The 21,572-nt window shown below is 39.7% G+C and carries 19 protein-coding genes; 15 read left to right on the top strand and 4 right to left on the bottom strand.

The window, feature by feature from the left end; genetic code table 11:
• Positions 1-183 precede the first annotated feature (183 nt).
• The 10 genes from glyA to I6F42_RS18265 all read left to right on the top strand — a co-directional run bounded on the left by glyA (position 184) and on the right by I6F42_RS18265 (position 10,726).
• Positions 184-1,440, top strand: coding sequence for a serine hydroxymethyltransferase (gene glyA, locus I6F42_RS18220; RefSeq protein WP_010554583.1), 1,257 nt, complete (start codon positions 184-186; stop codon positions 1,438-1,440).
• Positions 1,441-1,544: 104 nt separating this feature from the next.
• Positions 1,545-1,994, top strand: coding sequence for a transcriptional regulator NrdR (gene nrdR / locus I6F42_RS18225; protein WP_002961761.1), 450 nt, complete (start codon positions 1,545-1,547; stop codon positions 1,992-1,994).
• A gap of 166 nt (positions 1,995-2,160) precedes the next feature.
• Positions 2,161-3,285, top strand: coding sequence for a bifunctional diaminohydroxyphosphoribosylaminopyrimidine deaminase/5-amino-6-(5-phosphoribosylamino)uracil reductase RibD (ribD, locus tag I6F42_RS18230; protein ID WP_010554582.1), 1,125 nt, complete (start codon positions 2,161-2,163; stop codon positions 3,283-3,285).
• 26 nt (positions 3,286-3,311) lie between these two features.
• On the top strand, positions 3,312-3,965 hold the full coding sequence (locus I6F42_RS18235; RefSeq protein ID WP_010554581.1) for a riboflavin synthase: 654 nt from the start codon (positions 3,312-3,314) through the stop codon (positions 3,963-3,965).
• Between the two features lie 29 nt (positions 3,966-3,994).
• Positions 3,995-5,107 carry a bifunctional 3,4-dihydroxy-2-butanone-4-phosphate synthase/GTP cyclohydrolase II gene (gene ribBA, locus I6F42_RS18240; protein WP_010554580.1) on the top strand — a complete coding sequence of 371 codons (1,113 nt, stop codon included), beginning with the start codon at positions 3,995-3,997 and terminating at the stop codon, positions 5,105-5,107.
• Between the two features lie 100 nt (positions 5,108-5,207).
• Positions 5,208-5,672 (top strand): 6,7-dimethyl-8-ribityllumazine synthase, encoded by a 465-nt coding sequence (gene ribE / locus I6F42_RS18245; protein WP_007587130.1) that lies wholly within the window; start codon positions 5,208-5,210, stop codon positions 5,670-5,672.
• A 15-nt stretch (positions 5,673-5,687) separates the two neighbouring features.
• Entirely contained in the window at positions 5,688-6,098 is a 411-nt protein-coding gene (gene nusB / locus I6F42_RS18250; protein ID WP_007587129.1) for a transcription antitermination factor NusB, read from the top strand.
• Between the two features lie 46 nt (positions 6,099-6,144).
• Positions 6,145-7,119 (top strand): thiamine-phosphate kinase, encoded by a 975-nt coding sequence (thiL, locus tag I6F42_RS18255; RefSeq protein ID WP_197152987.1) that lies wholly within the window; start codon positions 6,145-6,147, stop codon positions 7,117-7,119.
• Positions 7,116-7,601, top strand: coding sequence for a phosphatidylglycerophosphatase A (locus I6F42_RS18260; RefSeq protein ID WP_007587120.1), 486 nt, complete (start codon positions 7,116-7,118; stop codon positions 7,599-7,601). The genes thiL and I6F42_RS18260 overlap by 4 nt, the downstream gene beginning before the upstream one ends.
• 38 nt (positions 7,602-7,639) lie before the next feature.
• Positions 7,640-10,726 carry a ligand-binding sensor domain-containing diguanylate cyclase gene (locus I6F42_RS18265; protein ID WP_007587118.1) on the top strand — a complete coding sequence of 1,029 codons (3,087 nt, stop codon included), beginning with the start codon at positions 7,640-7,642 and terminating at the stop codon, positions 10,724-10,726.
• 73 nt (positions 10,727-10,799) lie between these two features.
• Here I6F42_RS18265 and dxs read toward each other — a convergent pair whose 3' ends face one another.
• The 3 genes from dxs to I6F42_RS18280 form a co-directional block, all read right to left on the bottom strand.
• The gene (gene dxs, locus I6F42_RS18270) at positions 10,800-12,662 is read right to left on the bottom strand and encodes a 1-deoxy-D-xylulose-5-phosphate synthase (protein ID WP_010554578.1); all 1,863 of its coding nucleotides are present in this window, start codon (positions 12,660-12,662) and stop codon (positions 10,800-10,802) included.
• A 105-nt stretch (positions 12,663-12,767) separates the two neighbouring features.
• Positions 12,768-13,655 (bottom strand): (2E,6E)-farnesyl diphosphate synthase, encoded by an 888-nt coding sequence (ispA, locus tag I6F42_RS18275; protein ID WP_010554577.1) that lies wholly within the window; start codon positions 13,653-13,655, stop codon positions 12,768-12,770.
• Positions 13,656-13,657: 2 nt separating this feature from the next.
• Positions 13,658-13,900, bottom strand: a complete 243-nt coding sequence (locus I6F42_RS18280; protein ID WP_010554576.1) for an exodeoxyribonuclease VII small subunit — start codon at positions 13,898-13,900, stop codon at positions 13,658-13,660.
• A gap of 321 nt (positions 13,901-14,221) precedes the next feature.
• On the opposite strand from I6F42_RS18280, the gene pomA reads away from it, so the two are divergent.
• From pomA to I6F42_RS18300, 4 genes are all read left to right on the top strand, one after another.
• The gene (pomA, locus tag I6F42_RS18285) at positions 14,222-14,989 is read left to right on the top strand and encodes a flagellar motor protein PomA (RefSeq protein WP_007587114.1); all 768 of its coding nucleotides are present in this window, start codon (positions 14,222-14,224) and stop codon (positions 14,987-14,989) included.
• Between the two features lie 2 nt (positions 14,990-14,991).
• Positions 14,992-15,912 carry a flagellar motor protein MotB gene (locus I6F42_RS18290; RefSeq protein ID WP_007587113.1) on the top strand — a complete coding sequence of 307 codons (921 nt, stop codon included), beginning with the start codon at positions 14,992-14,994 and terminating at the stop codon, positions 15,910-15,912.
• 152 nt (positions 15,913-16,064) lie between these two features.
• A complete protein-coding gene (locus I6F42_RS18295; RefSeq protein WP_010554575.1) occupies positions 16,065-16,553 on the top strand; it encodes a hypothetical protein in 489 nt (162 codons plus the stop codon).
• Positions 16,554-16,623: 70 nt separating this feature from the next.
• Positions 16,624-18,564 (top strand): DNA topoisomerase III, encoded by a 1,941-nt coding sequence (locus I6F42_RS18300; RefSeq protein WP_010554574.1) that lies wholly within the window; start codon positions 16,624-16,626, stop codon positions 18,562-18,564.
• A gap of 76 nt (positions 18,565-18,640) precedes the next feature.
• Here I6F42_RS18300 and I6F42_RS18305 read toward each other — a convergent pair whose 3' ends face one another.
• Complete coding sequence (locus tag I6F42_RS18305; RefSeq protein WP_010554573.1) at positions 18,641-19,951, bottom strand: M20 family metallopeptidase; 1,311 nt, start codon at positions 19,949-19,951, stop codon at positions 18,641-18,643.
• Between the two features lie 111 nt (positions 19,952-20,062).
• Here I6F42_RS18305 and I6F42_RS18310 point away from each other — a divergent pair, with 111 nt between their 5' ends.
• A complete protein-coding gene (locus I6F42_RS18310) occupies positions 20,063-20,920 on the top strand; it encodes a tetratricopeptide repeat protein (protein ID WP_010554572.1) in 858 nt (285 codons plus the stop codon).
• The last annotated feature ends 652 nt before the right edge of the window (positions 20,921-21,572 follow it).

Raw genomic sequence — 21,572 nt, forward strand, 5'->3', positions numbered from 1 at the left:
GTAGTAAATATAATTCATTTAAAATTATTATGGCTTTATAAAAAAATATCATCTTAAAAGAGCTGTGAAATAGTTTCAATCCCTGTTTAAATATCCTCAACTTAAGAGCGTAGGCAAAGAGTCGTTTAAAGCGTACAATAAAGCCTCTAAAAAACACCATACACGTTGCCCTAGGAGACCCCAATGTTAGAACGTAGCATGAATATTTCGGATTTTGATCCAGAGTTATTTGACGCGATAACCAAAGAAACTGCTCGCCAAGAAGAGCATATCGAACTAATCGCTTCAGAAAACTACTGTAGCCCACGCGTACTAGAAGCGCAGGGTTCACAGCTTACAAACAAATACGCAGAAGGTTACCCAGGCAAACGTTATTATGGCGGTTGTGAGCATGTAGATGTTGTTGAGCAATTAGCAATTGACCGTGCTAACGAATTATTTGGTTCTGACTACGCTAACGTGCAGCCACATGCTGGTTCGCAAGCTAATGCTGCTGTTTTTCTAGCATTATTAGACGCTGGCGATACTGTATTAGGTATGAGCTTAGCTCATGGTGGTCACTTAACTCACGGTTCTCACGTAAGCTTCTCTGGTAAGCTTTACAATGCAATCCAATACGGACTAGATGAAGCAACGGGCGAAATTGATTACGCACAAGTTGAAGCACTAGCACTTGAGCACAAGCCAAAAATGATTATTGGTGGTTTCTCAGCGTACTCTGGTATTGTTGATTGGGCTAAATTCCGTGAAATTGCTGACAAAATCGGTGCTTATCTGTTTGTTGATATGGCTCACGTTGCGGGTTTAATTGCGGCAGGCGTTTACCCAAGCCCTGTTCCTCATGCACACGTTGTAACTACAACTACGCATAAAACACTTGCAGGCCCTCGTGGTGGTTTGATTATTTCTGCATGTGGCGACGAAGCAATCTACAAAAAGCTTAACAGCGCTGTTTTCCCTGGTGGCCAAGGCGGTCCTTTATGTCATGTTATTGCAGCAAAAGCAGTGGCATTTAAAGAAGCACTTCAACCAGAGTTTAAAGTATACCAAACACAAGTTGTTAAAAACGCAAAGGCAATGGTTGCTGTAATGCAAGAGCGCGGCTACAAAATCGTATCTGACAAAACTGAAAACCACTTATTTTTACTTGATTTAATCGATAAAGATATCACTGGTAAAGATGCAGACGCAGCCCTAGGCAACGCTAACATCACAGTAAATAAAAATTCAGTACCGAACGATCCACGCTCACCATTTGTAACATCTGGTTTGCGTATTGGTTCTCCTGCAATTACTCGTCGTGGTTTTAAAGAAGAAGAATCAAAAGAGCTTGCTGGCTGGATTTGTGACGTACTAGATAACATCACTGATGAATCTGTACAGGTGCAAGTTAAAGAAAAAGTAAAAGCAATTTGTGCAAAATTACCTGTTTACGCTTAATTGCATAAGCGGCAGTAATTTAGAGCACATAAGCCCTAATTTTTGCTAAGATAAAAGACCGCTATTTAGCGGTCTTTTTTGTTTTAAAACGGAAGTACCGAGCTATGCATTGTCCATTTTGTACCGCAAAAGATACTAAAGTTATTGACTCACGCCTTGTTGGCGGAGGCCATCAAGTTCGCAGGCGTCGTGAGTGTAACGACTGCCACGAGCGCTTTACTACATTTGAAGGCGCTGAACTGGTTATGCCTCGTGTTATTAAACAAGACGGCAGCCGCGAACCATTTAACGAAGATAAATTATTAAATGGCTTAAATCGCGCACTCGAAAAACGCCCAGTGAGCACAGAGCAAGTAGACGAAGTAGTGAATATAATAAAATCGCAACTACGCGCAACGGGTGAGCGAGAAATTTCAAGCCATTTGGTGGGTGAATGCATTATGGAAGCCCTCAAAAAGCTCGATAAAGTAGCGTACGTAAGATTTGCCTCTGTTTATCGCTCGTTTGAAGATATACGCGAATTTGGCGAAGAAATTGCCCGCTTAGGGGAGTAATACCAATTTTATTAAAAACATGATCATTCTATCGCATTAAATAGCGCACTCACTGCGTTAAAAATTATTCATATAGAACAACTATATGTCATAATTTTCGCCTTGTTATTGCGCTATTTTCTTAGCGCTATAATAGACCACTTATTTAACGCAATTGGTATAATAAATGCTTAACCAAGTTCCTTTTACAGAACATGATGAAATGTATATGGCACGCGCCATAGAACTTGCCAAAAAAGGCCGGTTTACTACCACGCCTAACCCTAATGTTGGCTGTGTATTAGTTAAAAATAATCAAATAATTGGTGAGGGTTTTCATCAATTAGCAGGTCAAGGCCATGCTGAAGTAAATGCACTGGCAATAGCTGGTAATAGTGCACAAGGTGCAACGGCTTATGTAACGCTTGAACCGTGTAGTCATTATGGGCGTACGCCACCGTGTGCTGAAGGCTTAAAAAAGGCGGGCGTTGTAAAAGTAATTGCCGCTATGGTTGATACAAACCCACAAGTTGCAGGCAAAGGCCTTAAAATACTGAGCGATGCCGGTATTGAAGTTGCTTATGGATTACTTGAATCACAAGCTCGCGCACTTAACGTTGGCTTTTTTAAGCGAATGGAACAAGGCTTACCTTATGTGACCTGTAAAATGGCAGCAAGCATAGATGGTAAAACAGCGCTTAAAAATGGGCAAAGTAAGTGGATCACAAGTCCCGCTGCTCGCCAAGACGTACAATTATACCGAGCGCAAAGCTGCGCTATTTTAACCGGTGCCGATACCGTGTTAGTAGACGATGCTAAACTTAATGTGCGACTAAGCGAGTTGCCTTGCACGCTACCTACCGATTTACCGCTTCGCCAGCCCGTGCGTGTTATAATTGATTCACAGAATCGTTTAACGCCCAACCTTGCTTTATTTAAAATCCAAGGTGATGTAATAATATTTACGACTAAGGTTGATAAATCACTGCAATGGCCGCATTTTGTAAAGCATATTGAAGTAAGTGAAAGTAACGGCAAAGTTGATTTACAGGCTGTTTTAGAAAAGCTTGGGCAACTGCAGTTTAATAATGTTTGGCTTGAGAGCGGAGCAACACTTGCTGGTAAAATGACAGAGCTTGATTTAGTTGACGAGTTTGTTTTTTATTTGGCGCCTAAATTAATGGGCCATGATGCAAAAAGTTTAGTTAATTTTCCTGAATTGACGAGTATGCAAAACACCGTTGATTTAACATTTAATGAATGTGCGCGCATTGGTGACGATTTACGTATCACCGCGTTAAAAACTCATTAAAATCACTTAATAAAAAGAGTAGCGCTATGTTTACTGGGATAATAGAAGCCACAGGCAAAATTGCTTTATTACAAAAAAAACAAGGCGACTTAGCCATTCGTATCCAAAGTGCTGACCTTGATATGGAAGACGTAAAGCTAGGCGACAGCATTGCAACCAATGGCGTTTGCTTAACCGTAGTTGATAAACATATTGACGGTTTTAGTGCTGATTTATCTAACGAGACGATTGGTTTAACCGGTTTTGCTCATTATGTTTTGGGTCAAACAGTCAACCTTGAAAAAGCTATGCAGCCGGTTTCACGTTTAGGTGGTCATTTAGTATCTGGCCATGTTGATGGCATAGCAACTATTACAAGCATTACAGCAAACGCTCGAGCAACAGAGTATTGGCTTACAACCGAAGAAAATTTAATGAAATACATCCCGTACAAAGGTTCGGTATGTATTGATGGTATAAGCCTGACAGTAAACGCTGTAGAAGGTAATAAATTCAAATTAACAATTGTCCCACATACGAGTGAGCAAACCACAATTGCTCACTTTAAAGTAGGCACTCAAGTTAATTTAGAAGTCGATCAAATTGCACGTTATTTAGAGCGCCTTATAAAAGGTGCAGAGCAACCAACAGGCTCTGATATTTCGATGAGCTTACTCGCTAAAGCGGGTTTTATTAAATAACGAAACTGATAACTTATACGAGCAAATTTATGAATTTACACAGCGCACAAGAAATCATCGACGATATTAAAGCCGGTAAAATGGTTATTTTAATGGATGATGAAGATAGAGAGAATGAAGGCGATTTAATTATTGCCGCAGAGCATATTAGTGCACAAGCTATTAATTTTATGGCGACTCATGGCCGTGGTTTAATTTGTTTAACTATGACGCAAGAGCGTTGTGAGCAACTTGATTTACCTTTAATGGTTAAAAATAATGGTGCTGCATTTTCGACTAACTTTACAATGTCGATAGAAGCATCAAAGGGTGTTACTACAGGTATTTCAGCAGCAGATAGAGCGCGTACAGTGCAAGCGGCTATAGCGAAAGGCGCAGTACCAAGTGATATCGTGCAGCCTGGTCATATTTTTCCAATTATGGCACAACCTGGCGGCGTATTAACTCGCGCAGGACATACTGAAGCTGGCTGTGATTTAGCGCGTTTAGCTGGGCTTGAAGCATCATCTGTTATTGTTGAAATACTTAATGCCGATGGCACCATGGCGCGTCGCCCTGATTTAGAAGTTTTTGCGAAAGAGCATGATATTAAAATTGGTACTATTGCTGATTTAATCGAATACCGTAACTTAAATGAAACAACAATTGAGCAAGTTGCAAAATGTAAGTTACCAACTATTCACGGTGAATTTGATTTAGTTACTTACAAAGACACAATTGACGGCCAATTACATTACGTATTGCTTAAAGGCGATATAAAAGAGCAAGAACCGACAAATGTACGTGTACATTTGCAAAGTACCTTTAACGATATCCTACTTTCAGATAGAAGTGCTGACCGTAGTTGGGGCCTTTCAGAAGCAATGGCTTATATCGCTAAAAATGAAGGTGCTTTAGTTATTTTAGGTAAGCAAGAAAGCACTGAAGAATTAGAGGCAACTGTAAAAGCATTCGCAGCAGCTGATGCTGGCGAAAGCGTTACGCCTCGTAAATTCAAAGGTACCTCTCGTACTGTTGGCGTAGGCTCGCAAATACTTGCAGATCTTGGAATTAAACAAATGCGATTAATGAGTCGCCCTAAAAAGTACCATGCACTTTCGGGCTTTCATTTAGAAGTTGTTGATTATGTTGAGCCACAATAAGCATCACGCTTAAACTAGGCTATTATTTTATTTTTATGGTATGATGCGCAGCAATTTTTGCGCAATCGCAACCGCTTGAACTTATTTTTAGGGTTATCAAATGAAAATTATTGAAGGTAGTAAGTACGCTCCTGGCAAAAAGTTTGCCATTGTCATTTCTCGTTTTAATGACTTTATCGGTAGCAGCCTCCTTGCAGGTGCTGTTGATGAGCTAAAACGCACTGGTGGCGTATCTGATGACGACATTACCGTTATTTATGTACCAGGCGCGGTAGAATTACCTTTAGCGGCTAAACGCGTTGCGGCAAAAAAAGAGTATGATGCAATCATCGCATTAGGCGTAGTGATCAGAGGTGGTACACCACACTTTGACCTAGTTGCTGGCGAATCAAACAAAGGTCTTGCGCAAGTATCACTTGAGTATGATATCCCGGTTGCATTTGGCGTATTAACCACAGAAAGCATTGAACAAGCAATTGAGCGTGCTGGCACCAAAATGGGCAATAAAGGCGGCGAAGCTGCTTTAGGCGCGCTTGAAATGGTTAATGTGTTAGATAAAATTTAAGTTTAAGGAATTTTTGTGAAACCAGCAGCAAGACGTAAAGCACGTATCTTAGCACTCCAAGCCGTTTATTCTTGGCAAATAAGTGGCAATTTAATTGCCGATATCGAACAACAAATGTTGATCGAAACAGACGTTACTAAAATTGATGTTGAATACTTTAAAGATTTAGCGACGGGTGTTGCTGTAAATTATAAGCAACTAGACGAAGCTGTATCACCACATTTAACACGTCCGTTTAATGACTTAGATATGGTTGAGCGCGCAATTTTACGTTTAAGCAGCTATGAGCTTAAGTTCCGTGAAGATGTACCTTATAAAGTTGCTATCAACGAAGGTATTGAGCTGGCCAAAATATTTGGCGCTGAAGACAGCCATAAATTTGTAAACGGTGTACTTGATAAAGCTGTTAAGCATTTACGCAAGTAAGTAAACCGTTAAAGAGGGGAGCCGGCATAGGCCGGCTTTTTTGTGTATGAAGGAATTTGAATTAATTAACCGCTACTTTAAAGGTCGCGGGATCACCCGTCGTGATGTAAACCTAGGTATAGGGGATGATTGCGCTTTAGTAACCGTTCCACAAAACTGCCAACTTGCCGTTACAACAGATACTCTTGTTGCTGGCGTACACTTTTTTGATGATATTTCCCCTCGTGCATTAGGTCACAGAGCGCTTGCTGTTAATTTAAGTGATTTAGCGGCAATGGGCGCTGAGCCAACATGGGTTTCAGTTGCGTTAACCTTGCCAAGTATTGACCCACAGTGGATTGAAGAGTTTACTGAAGGCATGCATGAAATTGCAGAATACTTTAATGTGCAAATTATAGGTGGCGATACTACTCAGGGCCCATTAACTATCACTATTTGTGCAAAAGGGACTGTACCAGAAGGTACTGCACTTCGCCGTAGTGGTGCGAAAGTAGGTGATTGGATTTATGTTACAGGTCCGCTAGGTGACGCTGGACTTGCAATTGAGTCTCGCAAACAAGGTATAAGTATTGAGCCAGAGCATTTAAAGTACTTAAATAAGCGCTTTGACTTTCCAACACCGCGTGTTGCTGCAGGACAGGTATTACGAGGTCTTGCATCATCGGCTATTGATGTATCAGATGGTTTAATCGCTGATTTAAGTCATATACTTGATATGTCGCAAGTAAATGCAGTTGTGAATATTGAAAGTATTCCGACTTCAGATGCAATGCAAGCAAGCCTTGATTTTAATCAGCAGCTGCCATTTATTCTAAGTTACGGTGATGATTACGAATTAATTTTTACTGTACCTGATAGCAATAAAGGTATGCTAGATATAAAACTGCGTCAATATGGTGTAGATGCAACATGCATAGGCCAAATTAAAAGTGGCGATGGTCAAATTGAACTTTTACACAACGGTGAAAAGTTTGATTTTAAGCAGCAAGGTTTTGAGCATTTTGCAAAGGAGCTGGTTTGAACAAAAACCGAAAGTTTAATTTAAAGCGCCCACATCAGTTTTTTGGTTTGGGTTTTGGTACTGGGTTAGCCCCTAAAGCACCTGGTACATTTGGCACTTTTGCTGCACTGCCATTCATTTTTATGACTATGTATTATCCGCTATGGTTGCAAATTGTGTTTGCCGTAGTGATCAGTATATTTGGTATATGGGCCTGCGGTAAAACAGCTGATGATTTAGGCGTGCATGACCATCCTGCTATTGTATGGGATGAAGTGGCAGGTTATTACATTACAATGATTGGTGCAGCACTTAGCTGGCAAACATTACTCGTTGGTTTTTTGTTATTTCGCTTTTTTGATATAGCAAAACCTGGTCCAATCCGTATGCTAGACAAACGAGTACATGGTGGTTTAGGTATTATGGCCGATGATATACTTGCGGGCGTTTTTTCGCTTATATGCTTACAGGCGCTAATAAAAGTGGGTTTACTACCCTTTTAATTTTTTATATTTGATTTGTTTAACTAGGTGGCAGCAATATGATGCGATTTTTACTGGTTTGTGTACTGATGTTGTGCGCGACACCAAGTTGGGCTTCAATTAGTGATTACGTAGTTAAGCAATGGAATATAAAAGATGGTCTACCTTCGCAATCACTTAAAAGCGTAGTACAAGACCAGCAAGGCTATATGTGGTTGGGTACTCAGTTTGGCTTAAGCCGTTTTGATGGCACAACATTTACAAACTACAACACGCAAAATAGCCCGTTCTTGCCTAGTAATGGTATTAATAAACTTTTAGTCGATTCTAGTGGCTTATTATGGGTAGGTACTAAAAGTGGCTTGGTAGTTATTAATCCAGCCACATTTGCAGCACAAGAGTTTAATATTAAAGGTCCGGTAAGAGATATTCTTGAGGACTCTAAAGGCAGCATATGGATTGCGGCTAATGGTTTATACTATGTAGATAGAGGGCAAGTTGATTTACGCACTCAAGTAAATGGTCCCCTACCTATTGTTAATGCTACCGTAATTACCCAAATTGTTGGCTCTGTTAGCCAAATGGCACTCTCTCCTGAAGGTATTTGGCTGGTTAATGATCGTCATTTATTACGCCTTACTAAAAACTCATCAGATTTCTCTAAACTACGTTTAGAGCTTACCGCTAAAATATCGTTACCAGAGCGCTTAGCGCAAACCATAGTGCACGATTTATCATTCTTAAACGGTAATTTGTATATAGCCTCTGAGCTAGGTGCATACTTTTTAGATTTAGATGACGAACTAAGACCTTTTCCTTTACCTAATGCAAATAACTCAGCCGTTTATAAGTTTATGAGTGATACCGATGGTGGCTTATGGGTTTCGACTTATGGACGTTTATTATTTAGAGATAAAACCGGTGAGTGGCAATGGGTAGAACCAAGCCAACTTGATCAAAGCATATGGTTTGCTGATATTTTTAGAGATGATAAAAATAACGTTTGGTTAGCAAGTTTTAGTGAAGGCTTATGGCTTGCCCATGAAGGGCGAGTAGAAAGGCATTCAGCTGTTTCAGATATGACCGAGTCTGTTATGGCTATCAGCCAAGCTCCTGATGGAAAACTGTGGGTTGCTAACAAAAGCGGCATTGGTTATTTCGATTTAGATAAAAGTTTTATTAATTTAGTTCCAAGTAGTAAATATGGATACGCGTCAGTACACGATCTACAATTCGATGGTGAACGATTATATATAGCCACGGGGCGCGGCTTATTTGTTTTTGAAAACAAGACACTCTATACCGTCCCTGGTCGAGCGCTTCGCGATAACCCGGTATTTGCAATAAGTCGCTCTAGTAAAGGCGGTTTTTGGATTGGTACCGGACGCGGTTTATATCGATTAAATTATGCTGGTTTAACGCCTTTTGCATATAACGCTTTTTTAGGTAGTAAGTTTATTACCTACGTATTGGATAAAACAAACTTTGGTGTGATTGGTACTAGTAAAGGCGCATATTACTTTACAGACCGTGGCATTGAAAAAATTGGTGACCAAACAACACTTGAAAGTGCATACGTAACTAGCGTGCTACATATAGATGGCGTGGGTATTTTAATCGGCTCTCTTAACGATGGGCTTTTTTACAGAAGTACGCAAGGGCAGTGGCGTCAACTCGATGCCGCTAATGGTTTACCGTATGGGTCTATATTTAGCCTAGAATATGATGAAAAGTTAAAACATGTTTGGGTAAGCACCATGAAAGGTGTTTACAGAATGCCTGTAGAGCAATTTAAAACAGAGATAAAAAGCTTAAAAGTTGAAGAAGTGATTTCATCTTTTGACCGTCAACTCGATGGTAAAGCGAATCAATGTTGTAGTGGGCTTGGGCATGATGCGGTAGCAGACACCGGCAATTCTATTTGGTACCCAAGCTTACAAGGTGTTGTTGAAATACCTAAAAATGTAGAGCTATTTGGTGTGCTTGCATTAAAGCCAACAATAGAAACAATAACAACGCCACTTCGTCATTTAACTACCGCTGCGCTTGGTAAAAAACCATCATTAGAAACAGATGAGCGTGATATAACGCTAACTTACACAGCTATTGATTACTATGCACCAAACAGTATTGAATTTAGATATAAACTAAGTGGCTTAGATAGTGACTGGCGCTATGCTAATACGCGACGTGAAGCTATTTATACTAACTTGCCTCCAGGCTCGTTTTTGTTTCAATTAGAAGCGAAGCGCCAAGGTGAAGACTGGACTAAAGCGCAAGAAGTAGAATACGGCTTTGTAGTGCCTGAGCGCTTTGACGAAACTATTTACTTTAGGCTTTTAATTACCAGTGGCTTTATTTTGCTTTTTTATCTCATTTTTTGGGTGTTTAGAGCGCAAGAGCGTAGAAAACAAGAAGCATTAGAGGGCTTGATCACCGAGCGTACCTTAGAGCTTCGTCAAGCTAATGATAAATTAGGCCAAGTGAATTCACAGCTTAAATTAGTTAGTCACTCAGATGAGCTAACGGGGCTGCGTAGCCGCCGCTTTTTGTTTGATCAACTCCCTAAAGATATTGAACACTTTCAACGTAATTCACAATCGCTGCAGGCACAAGGCAAGTCACTGGTGCTGGTAATTATTAACTTTGATAACTTCAGCCGTATCAATGATGCCTATGGCCCAATTGCAGGTGATAGCTGCTTACAGCAAATGGCTGCATTATTAAATTCGCGTACGCAGGGTTCTGACTATGTGGCACGTTGGAGTGGTGATGAGTTTTTACTATTATTACGTGATTTTAAATGCAATAAAATAGACAGCTATGCTTCAGATCTTTGTAAAGTAATAGCGGCTAATTCATTCCAATTACCAAATGGAAAAACAACTAATATCACGGCATCAATTGGTTGGTCATTTTATCCATTACCACTTTTGGGTGGGCAGGTAATTAGCTGGGAGACATCTATTAACCTAGCAGATATTTCACTACACCAAGTTAAAAAGCGCGGTGGTGATGGTGTTGCAAATATTACGTTTGATGATCAGCTTGATGCATTTGAGTTTGAACAAAATTCTAACGTTGATCAACAATTAGGTATTTTACAAAGCAATGGCCTAGCTGATATTAAAGTGTGGATGCGCTGATCATCAATATTTGATATTAAAAAAGGAGCCTAGGCTCCTTTTTTAATATGCTCAACTTTAGATGTATAGGAAGTTAATTAATAAACGCTTTAATAGCGGTTAATATTCCTTGCTCGCCTAACCCCATTTCATCGTGCATTTCATCTTGAGTGCCGTGTTTAATAAACTCATCAGGAATACCTAAGTTAAGGATATTAATATCAGTTTTTTGCGTTGCTAAGAATTCGTTAACTGCAGAGCCGGCACCGCCAGCAATCGCATTATCTTCAAGCGTAACAATTACATCGTGGCTAGTTGCAAGCTCATTTAAAAGTGCGGTATCAAGTGGTTTAATAAAACGCATATTAACAAGCGTTGCATCTAATTCATCTGCAGCAAGCTGTGCATTTTCAAGTAATGTACCGAACGATAAAATGGCAATTTTACTGCCTTTCTTAATTGTATCTGCCTTACCTATTTCAAGCAGTTGCATAGTGCTTTCAATGTCTGCAGTACCTGCACTACCTCGAGGATAACGAACTGCAACAGGGCAGTTTGCTTTATAACCGGTGTATAGCATTTGGCGGCATTCGTTGGTATCGCTTGGTGCCATAATTACCATATTTGGAATGCAGCGCATAAAGCTTAAATCGTACGCACCTTGGTGAGTTTCACCATCGGCTCCAACAATACCAGCGCGGTCAATGGCAAATAATACAGGTAAGTTTTGCAGTGCAACATCATGTATTAATTGGTCATACGCACGTTGTAAAAAGCTTGAGTAAATAGCAACAACAGGTTTTAAACCTTCACAGGCAAAGCCAGCGGCTAAAGTAACGGCATGCTGCTCAGCAATAGCTACATCAAAGTATTGATCTGGATGCTCTTTAGAAAAACGTACCATGCCTGAACCTTCGCGCATTGCAGGCGTGATAGCCATTAACTTACTGTCTTGTTCGGCCATATCACATAACCAATCGCCGAATACTTTTGAAAAAGTAGCAGCACTAGGTTTAGATTTAGGTAGGCTAGTTGTGCTCGGATCGAATTTTGGTACACCATGATAGCCAATAGGATCGGCTTCAGCCGGTTTGTAGCCCTTACCTTTTTGGGTTTTTATATGTAAAAGCTGTGGGCCTTTTAAATTACGCATATTACGTAATGTATCTACAAGCATGTTTACATCGTGACCATCAATGGGACCAATGTAATTTAGGCCTAATTCTTCAAAGAAGGTACCCGGGATCATCATGCCTTTAATGTGCTCTTCCATTTTACTGGCAAGTTGCTTTACCGGAGGCACACCTGAGAGTAACTTTTTACTACCTTCACGAATGTTAGTATAAAAGCTACCTGATAAAATTCGAGCAAAGTGATTTGTTAATGCGCCAACATTTTCAGAAATCGACATTTCGTTATCATTTAAAATAATAAGCATGTCTGATTTTACATCACCTAAATGATTCATCGCTTCAAATGCCATGCCTGCGGTTATAGCTCCGTCACCAATAATGGCTACAGACTTTCGACCTTTACCTTCTTTTTGTGCAGCAATAGACATACCTAAGGCAGCTGAAATAGAGGTGCTTGAATGGCCTACGCTAAACGTATCGTATTGGCTTTCATCGCGAAAAGGAAAAGGGTGTAAACCGTCTTTTTGGCGAATGGTGTGCATTTGCTCGCGACGACCAGTAAGAATTTTATGCGGATAAGCTTGATGACCCACATCCCAAACTAGGCGATCGTCTGGAGTGTTATAAACATAATGCAGGGCAACGGTTAGTTCAACCGTCCCTAAACCAGACGCTAGATGACCGCTACTTTGCGATACTGAGTTGAGTAAATAATCGCGCAGCTCATTGCTAAATGCAGGGAGTTTGTCTTGCGCTAAGTCACGCAATTGGGCTGGCTCGTCAACCAAATTAAGTAATGGATACTTGCTACTATCAAGTGTCATGGTTTTATATATATCCTTCGCTAACATTAATTAATTCAAAGCTTTTACGAATAATTAATGTTGAGTAATAATGTCAGTGCTAATTGCAATACGTATGAGCAAAAATTAGTGGTCACGCTCAATTAGATAATTTGCTAGCGACGCAAGAAGTGTTGTGTCAGCATCTATATTTGCTAACGCTTCATGGGCTTGTTGTATTAAATTCTGCGCCTTTTCTTTAGCGCCTAGCATACCTAATAACGCCGGATATGTCGCTTTATTCGCGGCAATATCGGAGCCTTGTGGCTTTCCTAAAATAACTGTATCGCCTTCAACATCTAAAATGTCGTCGTGTACTTGAAATGCTAGCCCTATAGCATACCCAAAAACACTTAAATTTTCTAAGGTTTGTTGATCAGCCTTTTCACTGCACAGTGCACCAAGTGTAATTGCACAATTAATTAAAGCTCCGGTTTTTAACTTATGTATTCGCTCAAGCTCTTGTACGGTAATTACTTTATCTGTTGCTGCTATGTCAAGGCCTTGTCCGCCAACCATACCCTCAAGGCCTGATGCGTGGGCAAGTGTAGCAATCATTTTTACTTGTGTTTGCGATGAGCATGCAAATTTGTGATTCGCAATAAACTCAAAAGCAAGAGTTTGAAGAGCATCACCGGCTAAAATTGCATTTGCCTCGCCAAACTCTATATGACAAGTAGGGCGTCCACGGCGTAAATCGTCGTCATCCATTGCCGGCAAGTCATCATGAACTAACGAATAGCTATGAATGCACTCAATTGCAGCAGCAAGTACGTTTAAGTCTTGATGGTTTGCGCCGAGCATTTTACCTGTGGCATAAACTAAAAATGGACGTAACCTTTTACCGCCATTAAATAATCCATACTGGGTGGCGTTCTTTACCGTTTCTTCTGTATCGAGAGGCTGGTTAAAATGCTGTTGTAAGGTCGCTACTACATCTTTTTGAGCACGTTCAATATGATTTTTTATGCTCACAGCTATTCCATATCATTATCAAAGTTTGTAAGTACTGACTTTTCGCCATTCCCCATCAAAATTGATACTTTTTGTTCTGCTTGCTGTAATTTCCTTGATGAAGCACTTGCTAATGCAATTCCACGTTCAAATTGCTTTAACGATTGCTCAAGCGATAAGTCACCTTGTTCCATGTCACTAACGATTGTAGATAATTCTTCTAGTGCTTGTTCGAAACTTAAGTTTTCAGGTTTTTTAGTCGCCATCTTTATTTCAGCTTACATAATAAATTTAGGGGTCAATTTTAGGGGGAATGCTAAACTAGGTCAAAGGATGATATTGGTTTTTTACCTTTATAACGTTAAATTATATTTCAAGTGCATTAATAAAGCCTTAATAGCGGTCTGTTGGTTTAATAAATCAATTGATAATTAGGTAGCCCTTATAACTTGATCTAAGATAGTGCTAAAGGCTGCTTTTTATGTTTATTTATAAAAATGGCTTAAGCAATTCAATATGTTGCCGATAAGCAGTTAATAATAAAAGTTTATGATAAGGCCATTAAGCATGAAACTTCTGGAGGAAATGTGGATTTAGCAACCATAATCGGGATCCTAGGCGCAATTGGCTTAATTGTCATGTCTATGTTTATGAGTAGTAGCGGTGAAATGGCTATGTTTTACAATACCCCGTCTGTGGTTATTGTATTTGGTGGTTCACTCTTTATTGTTTTATCAAACTTCACTATGTCGCAATTTTTGGGGATAGGTAAAGTTGTTGCCAAAGCGTTTATGTTTAAAATCGAAACGCCAGAAATACTTATCGAAAAAGCAGTAGAACTTGCGGATTCAGCTCGTAAAGGCGGTTTTTTAGCACTCGAAGAAGCTGAAATTCCAAACCCCTTTATGCGCAAAGGCGTCGATATGCTCGTTGATGGCCACGACGCAGATGTAGTTCGCGCTACACTTCAAAAAGATATTTCTCTAACCACGACTCGCCATGAATTGGGCGCGGGTTTATTTAAGTCGTTAGCTGATATAGGGCCTGCAATGGGTATGATTGGTACTCTAATTGGTTTGGTTGCAATGTTGTCTAACATGGATGACCCAAAGGCAATTGGTCCGGCAATGGCAGTAGCACTATTAACAACTTTATATGGCGCGTTTTTAGCCAATGTTGTGGCAATTCCTATTCAGGTAAAACTTGAACTGCGTAAAGACGAGGAAGCGATGAATCAGCGTTTAATTTTGGATGCTATTTTAGGTATACAAGATGGTCAAAATCCAAAAGTAATCGAAGGTATTTTGAAAAATTACTTAGCTGAATCTAAACGCAAAGTAGATACCGAGGAGTAACTATGTCTGATCAAGAGTGCAAATGTCCACCACCAGGTCTACCTGCATGGATGGGAACGTTTGCCGATTTAATGTCACTGTTAATGTGCTTTTTTGTACTCTTGCTCGCGTTTTCAGAAATGGATGTACTTAAGTTTAAACAAATTGCGGGCTCTATGAAGTTTGCTTTTGGTGTGCAGAATAAAATTGAAGTAAAAGACATCCCTAAAGGGACCTCTGTTATTGCCATGGAGTTTACCCCAGGCAAACCAGAGCCAACCCCAATAGAAACCATTCAGCAGCAAACAGTCGAAATGACTCAACAAATGTTAGAGTTTCAGGCTGGCGATGAAAGCTCAGCAGGCGGCAGGCAAGAACAGCGCGGGGATAAACGCGGTGGCGAATCTCGTAGTACCTCACAAGAAGAATCTTCTGAGCAAGCAACTTCAGCAGCCGATCAGGAGCAAACTAACGAGCTTGTTAAAAAGATAGCGCAGCAGCTTGAAAAGCAAATAATCGATGGCGCAATTGAGCTTGAGTCTTTAGGGCAGCAAATAATTATTCGCATTAGAGAGAATGGTTCATTTCCTTCAGGTAGTGCATTTTTACAACCTAAGTTTAAACCTATAATTCAAGATATCGGTGTGCTGTTAAAAGATGTACCCGGTGAAATAACAGTATCTGGCCATACAGATGATTTTCAGGTATCGAATGAGTTATATATTAATAATTGGGACCTATCATCAAAGCGTGCTGTAGCCGTCGCAAGTGAACTGCAAAAAGTCCAAGGATTTGATAAAACCCGAATGATGGTGGTTGGTCGAGCTGAAACACGACCACTTGTACCGAATGACACCGATGAAGATCGCCGCAGGAATCGCCGAGTAGAAATATCTATATTACAAGGTAAAGCAAAAGAGTCAGCTCCTATAGATGTAAGATAACTTTTATTGGCAAACACACTTATTTATCATAAAGTATGCTTTCTTTAACAAATGTAACGGAATAGTTTATGAAAAAGGTCGATAAGTTTAGTCATATGCCAGGAAATGGCGGTGGTAATGACGATGATGAAAAAAAAACTTGATTAACTCTAATGCCTGAATGGTTTTTAAAGACTATATTGATATTAGATACTAGTTGGGTGTTTATTTTAAGCCCTGCTATTTTCATCTTTTATTTTAGAAAAGATTATTTGGCCCTGCGTTTCGCTTTAATTACAGCCGCTTTTTTTTTATATGGAACCATTATTCATCCTTACTTGAAAGAGTTTGATAATGGGATTTATGTTTATCGATACCTTGTTTGGGCCCTTAATGATATTGCTTGGATGGCACTCATCGCATATCTGGGTTTAAAAGATAAGGTTTATTTATGGCAATGCGTATTAGGTCAATTGGTTGTTATTATGGCACCAATTTTACAGCTATTTAGATTAGTCGACCGCCATTTATGGGATCTTTCTTATAGTACATACATTTATAAAACCTTATTGCCATTTATTAATATAGGCACCGTTGTTGTTTGTTATCTTCCGCTTATTTATATTTTAACAAAAGACAAAAAAAGCCCAGCTAGCCAATAGTTACAAAAAGTTCCCTCCTTTAAAATAGCTGTGCTAGACTACTGTTTATATAAACAGTGATGAGCAGGCTATGAAACTCTACATTGCAGAAAAACCTTCACTTGGACGCGCTATTGCTGATGCGTTACCAAAACCACATAAAAAATATGATGGTTATATAGAAGTCGCTAATGGCGATTGTGTATCGTGGTGTATTGGACATTTGCTAGAACAAGCAGAACCCGATGATTACGATGAGCGCTTTAAAAAGTGGCAGTTTGAACACTTACCTATAATACCTGAACAGTGGAAGTTAAAAGCCAAAACCAAAACTCGCAAACAGCTCACTGTTTTAAAAAAATTAATTAAACAAGCCTCGCAACTTATTCACGCTGGCGATCCAGACCGTGAAGGCCAGCTACTAGTCGATCAAGTAATTGAAGAAGCTAAAATAAGTCAGGCTAAAAAGCAGAGTACGCAACGTTTACTCATTAGTGATTTAAACTTATCGGCGGTAAAAAAATCACTGGGTACTATGCGTTCTAATCGAGATTTTATTCCGCTAAGTGTATCTGCTTTAGCGCGCTCTCGTGCTGATTGGCTATTTGGTATGAATTTAACACGTGCATACACACTAGCTGGGCAAAAAGCAGGGTTTGGTAATGTGCTTTCGGTAGGGCGAGTACAAACCCCTATTTTAGGTCTTGTTGTTAATAGAGATAACGAAATAGCACACTTTGTATCTAAGCCTTTTTACGATGTACTGGCGCATTTACTTACTCCAGATAACCAGCCATTCATAGCTAAGTGGGTTCCTAGTAAAGCATGTGAGCCACATCAAGATGAAGAAGGGCGAATACTTAACAAAGCACTCGCACAAAATGTTGCTTCACGCATTACAAAGCAAAGTGCTGAGCTTACTTCACTTGACCAAAAACAAAAAAAACAAAGTGCTCCATTACCTTATAATTTATCTGCACTACAAATCGATGCGGCTAAAGCATTTGGTATGCCAGCTCAAAAAGTGTTGGATATTTGCCAAATACTTTACGAACGTCATAAATTAATTACTTACCCACGCTCGGATAATCGTTATTTACCTAAAGATCACCATCAAGATGCATCAGCTATTTTTAAAGCTATAAGTGCTAATGGTGGGCAAAGCAGTGAATTAGTAAACGGGGCTGATGTAAAAAAGCGTAGTAAATGTTTTAACGATTCAAAAGTGGCTGCCCATCATGCCATTGTGCCTACGGCTAAGCAGTTAAAGTCAGCGAGTTTGAACGGTGACGAAGCGAAGGTATATCAATTAATAAGCCGCCATTACCTAATTCAGTTTTATCCCGACTATATATATAACGAAACTAAAGCAGAGATAACAATCGCTGGCGGATTATTTAAAGCAAATGCAAAACAAGATGTAAGCCTGGGCTTTAAGGTATTAATGGGTAAGTCTGAATTAAAAGATGAAGCTACGTTACCTCCTTTAACTAAAGGTATGCCTCTTTTTTGTGAGCAAGGCGAAGTGGTCGAAAAGCATACATCACCTCCTGCTTATTTTACCGATGCTACATTATTGGCTGCGATGACCGGCATTAGTCGTTATGTTAAAGATCCACAAATTAAAAAAGTATTAAAAGACACTGATGGTTTAGGTACGGAGGCAACACGTGCGGGAATAATCGAGTTGTTATTTAAGCGGCGTTTTTTAAAACGTGAAGGTAAGTCAATTAGAGCGACCGAAACGGGACTTGCCCTTATTAGCGTATTACCACAAGGTTTAGCGAGTCCTGATTTAACCGCAAAGTGGGAATCGAGCTTAGGTGATATCGCGCAGCAAGTAATGAGTTATCAGCAATTTTTACAGCCTTTACTTGCTGACCTAAATGGGTTTGTACAATTAGCAGCAAACTGCGATAGCAATGCATTTGCAAGGTTACCAAAAAGCTCACCTAAAAAACGCTTTGCTAAACGAGGTGGAAAAGCGACCCTTAAAAAGTCGAGTTATAAAAAAAGCTCTGTTGCTAGTTAGCTACAGAGCCATTTTATTAAACGATATTACTTAACCTGAACTCTGCTTGAGATAGATTTATTATCCAGAATTCAGGTTACTTATTAAATAAAGCAACAGCAGCGTTACTCATTGCTTTTATTCCGGTAGGGATAGCAACTTTATAATCTGGTGCAAATTTACTAGAGTGTAGGGAAGGGAGTACTTCACCTGTTTTTATCGAATCTGCATATTGTGCTTGGTTTACACCTCCTAGCCAAAATAAGGTAATCGGGATATTTTCATCGGTGCGTCCGAATAGGCCAAAGTCTTCACCCGCCATTACAGCTTGTGTTTCAAGCACATTAGTATCACCAATTGCGCTGGCAATAGAGTTTCTAACAATGTCTGTTTGTGCAGGGTTATTATAAGTAGATGGAATAGATTCATCTTCATGTACATATACTACAGGGTAGTTTGATTCATTTAGGCCAGCACTTTGTGCAATACCTGCCGTGATTCGTTTTATTGCTGCTATTTGAGCACTTCTAACATTTGGGTTATAGCTTCTGAGAGTGAGTTGTAGTTTTACTTCATCCGAAATCACATTATGTTTTGAGCCACCATGAATAGACCCAACCGTAATAACCGAAGGCTCTAGCGGTGAAAGTTCTCGGCTTGTGATTGTTTGCAGAGCAAGTACTGTGCGTGCAGCTATAATCACAGGGTCTATAGTTGTATGCGGATAAGCACCATGACCACCTTTACCTTTTATTGTAATATCGACAGAATCTACACTTGCCATAGTGTATTCATTTTTCATTGATACCTTACCAGCGGGGACGCTAGCACTTACATGCAAAGCAATTATATGATCAGGTTTTTCATATTTACTAAATAGTCCTTCGCCTAACATGGCTTTAGCACCCCCACCAACTTCTTCGGCAGGCTGTGCAACCATCATCAAAGTGCCTTTCCATTGATCTTTGTGTACTATTAATTGCTCAGCAGTACCAATAAAAGAGCTCATGTGAATATCGTGGCCACAACCGTGCATTACACCTACTTTCGCACCATGCTCGTCTATTACTTTAACTTTTGAGGCATAGGACTTTCCTGTCTGCTCTATAATAGGTAAGCCATCGGTGTCAGTACGGATCATCACGGTTGGACCGTTTCCGTTTTTGTAAATGCCGACAACACCAAAGCCACCTACATTACTTGTTACTTTAAAACCCAGCTGAGTTAATTTATCCACTATTTTATTACCCGTTTCTTGTTCGTGATAAGAAAGCTCTGGCGATTGGTGTAAATCAAGGTAAAACTTTTCTATAGCTGGCATGGTTTTGCTTAAATTCAAATCGAGTCCATTTGCTTGTACTAATGGGCTTGCTAATAAAAGTATTGCACTTAGATAAGTTAATTTCATGTTTTCCCTCATTGTTGAATATGTATACCGGATGATTTAGGTATATGACTTGTAATTATTATGTTCACCACCATATAAAAACCTAAATAGATGAATATGGCAATCAATTCAATGAGCAACATAGTTAGTATTAATGCGCAAAACCTTCAACAAGTACTCGGTGAAACATCACAGCAAAAATTGGTGTTGCTTAACTTTTTCTCTCCTCAAAGTCCTGACTGCATCGGACAGGCTGCAATTTTAGATAAAATAGCGGCTGAATATGCAAGCTATATAGTAGTAGCAAACCTAGATTGCGATGCAGAGCAAGCACTCGCTTCTCAACTTGCGCAGCAAGTTGGTCTTCAAACTCTGCCTACGCTTGTATTATTAAAAGACTCTGCACCAGTAGATTTACTTGCAGGTGTTCAAAGTGAGGCACAAATACGCGAAGCCCTAGCAAAGCATTTACCTGCGCAACAAGACTTACTGTTAGAGCAAGCAAAACAAGCGTTATTAAAGTCAGATTTAAATGCTGCATTTAATTATGCAAAGCAAGCTTATGAAATAGACAGCGGTAATGCACGCATCAAATTAGTGCTTGCAGACATATGTATTCAAATTCACAAGGTAGATGAAGCCCAAGCGCTTATAAATACAATAGACGTACAAGAGCAAGATGCTTACTTTAATAATATAAAAGCAAAATGCGAAGCTGCGCTTGAAGCAAAAGACTCACCAGAGATTAAAGAAAAGCAACAACAAGTAGAAAAGTACCCAAATGACCTAGAATTAAAAGAAGAGCTCAGTATTTTACTCAATGAAGCAGGCAGAAAAGAAGAAGCATTGGATATACTATTTACAGTGCTGCAAAAAGATCTGAATTTCAATGAAGCGAAACCAAGCTTTTTAGCCATTATTGCCTCTTTACCCGATGGTGATGCGCTCGCAGCAAAGTATCGTCGCAAGTTATATAGTATTTTATACTAGGGTCTGTTGCTCTTTGCGGATTAAAATTTGTTCAAACTAGGGGGGGGTTAATCGCGGCGCGAGATTTGTAACCTAGTGGGCTCGGTAACTGCTCCTGCGTTACCCTACTGGCTTACATCCATGTAAGAATAAGTAAAAACCGAGTAACAAAGAGTAAATAGCCCCTAGGAAGAACCCTTTGGGCAGCGCCTGTTTGGCATTAATGCTACGTTATCGCCTATTTATGGGGAGTAACCACACTACATAGGCTCTGCCTTGCCTGAATACCAAACAGGCTGCTGCAAATTTAACCTTGAAAGATAAACAGACCCTAGATTCTAATAACTATTACTTTTGAGAAGCACCTAAATAAGGTGCTTTTTGCATTTTTAAGGTTTTAATTAAAAGCTATAGAATGGTTTAGCTATGTAAAAACAAGAGTTATCAACAGTTTTTTGTGGGTAACTTGTGCTTATCGTGTGTGCTTGCTTGGGGCTTAATTTTAATTACTATTTTATGCAAATAACGCTTGCGTAAAATCCGCCGCTCCCTATAATGCGACCCCACTGAGACGGGATGTGGCAACGCGCAGCGGACAACGCATAGCGAGGCACGAACTACTCAGAGAGTTAAATAAAACTTCGGTTTTAAATCTTCAAAAAGAAAGTTTAAA

Source organism: Pseudoalteromonas sp. SWYJZ12 (assembly GCF_015864395.1).
Taxonomy (GTDB): domain Bacteria; phylum Pseudomonadota; class Gammaproteobacteria; order Enterobacterales; family Alteromonadaceae; genus Pseudoalteromonas; species Pseudoalteromonas arctica.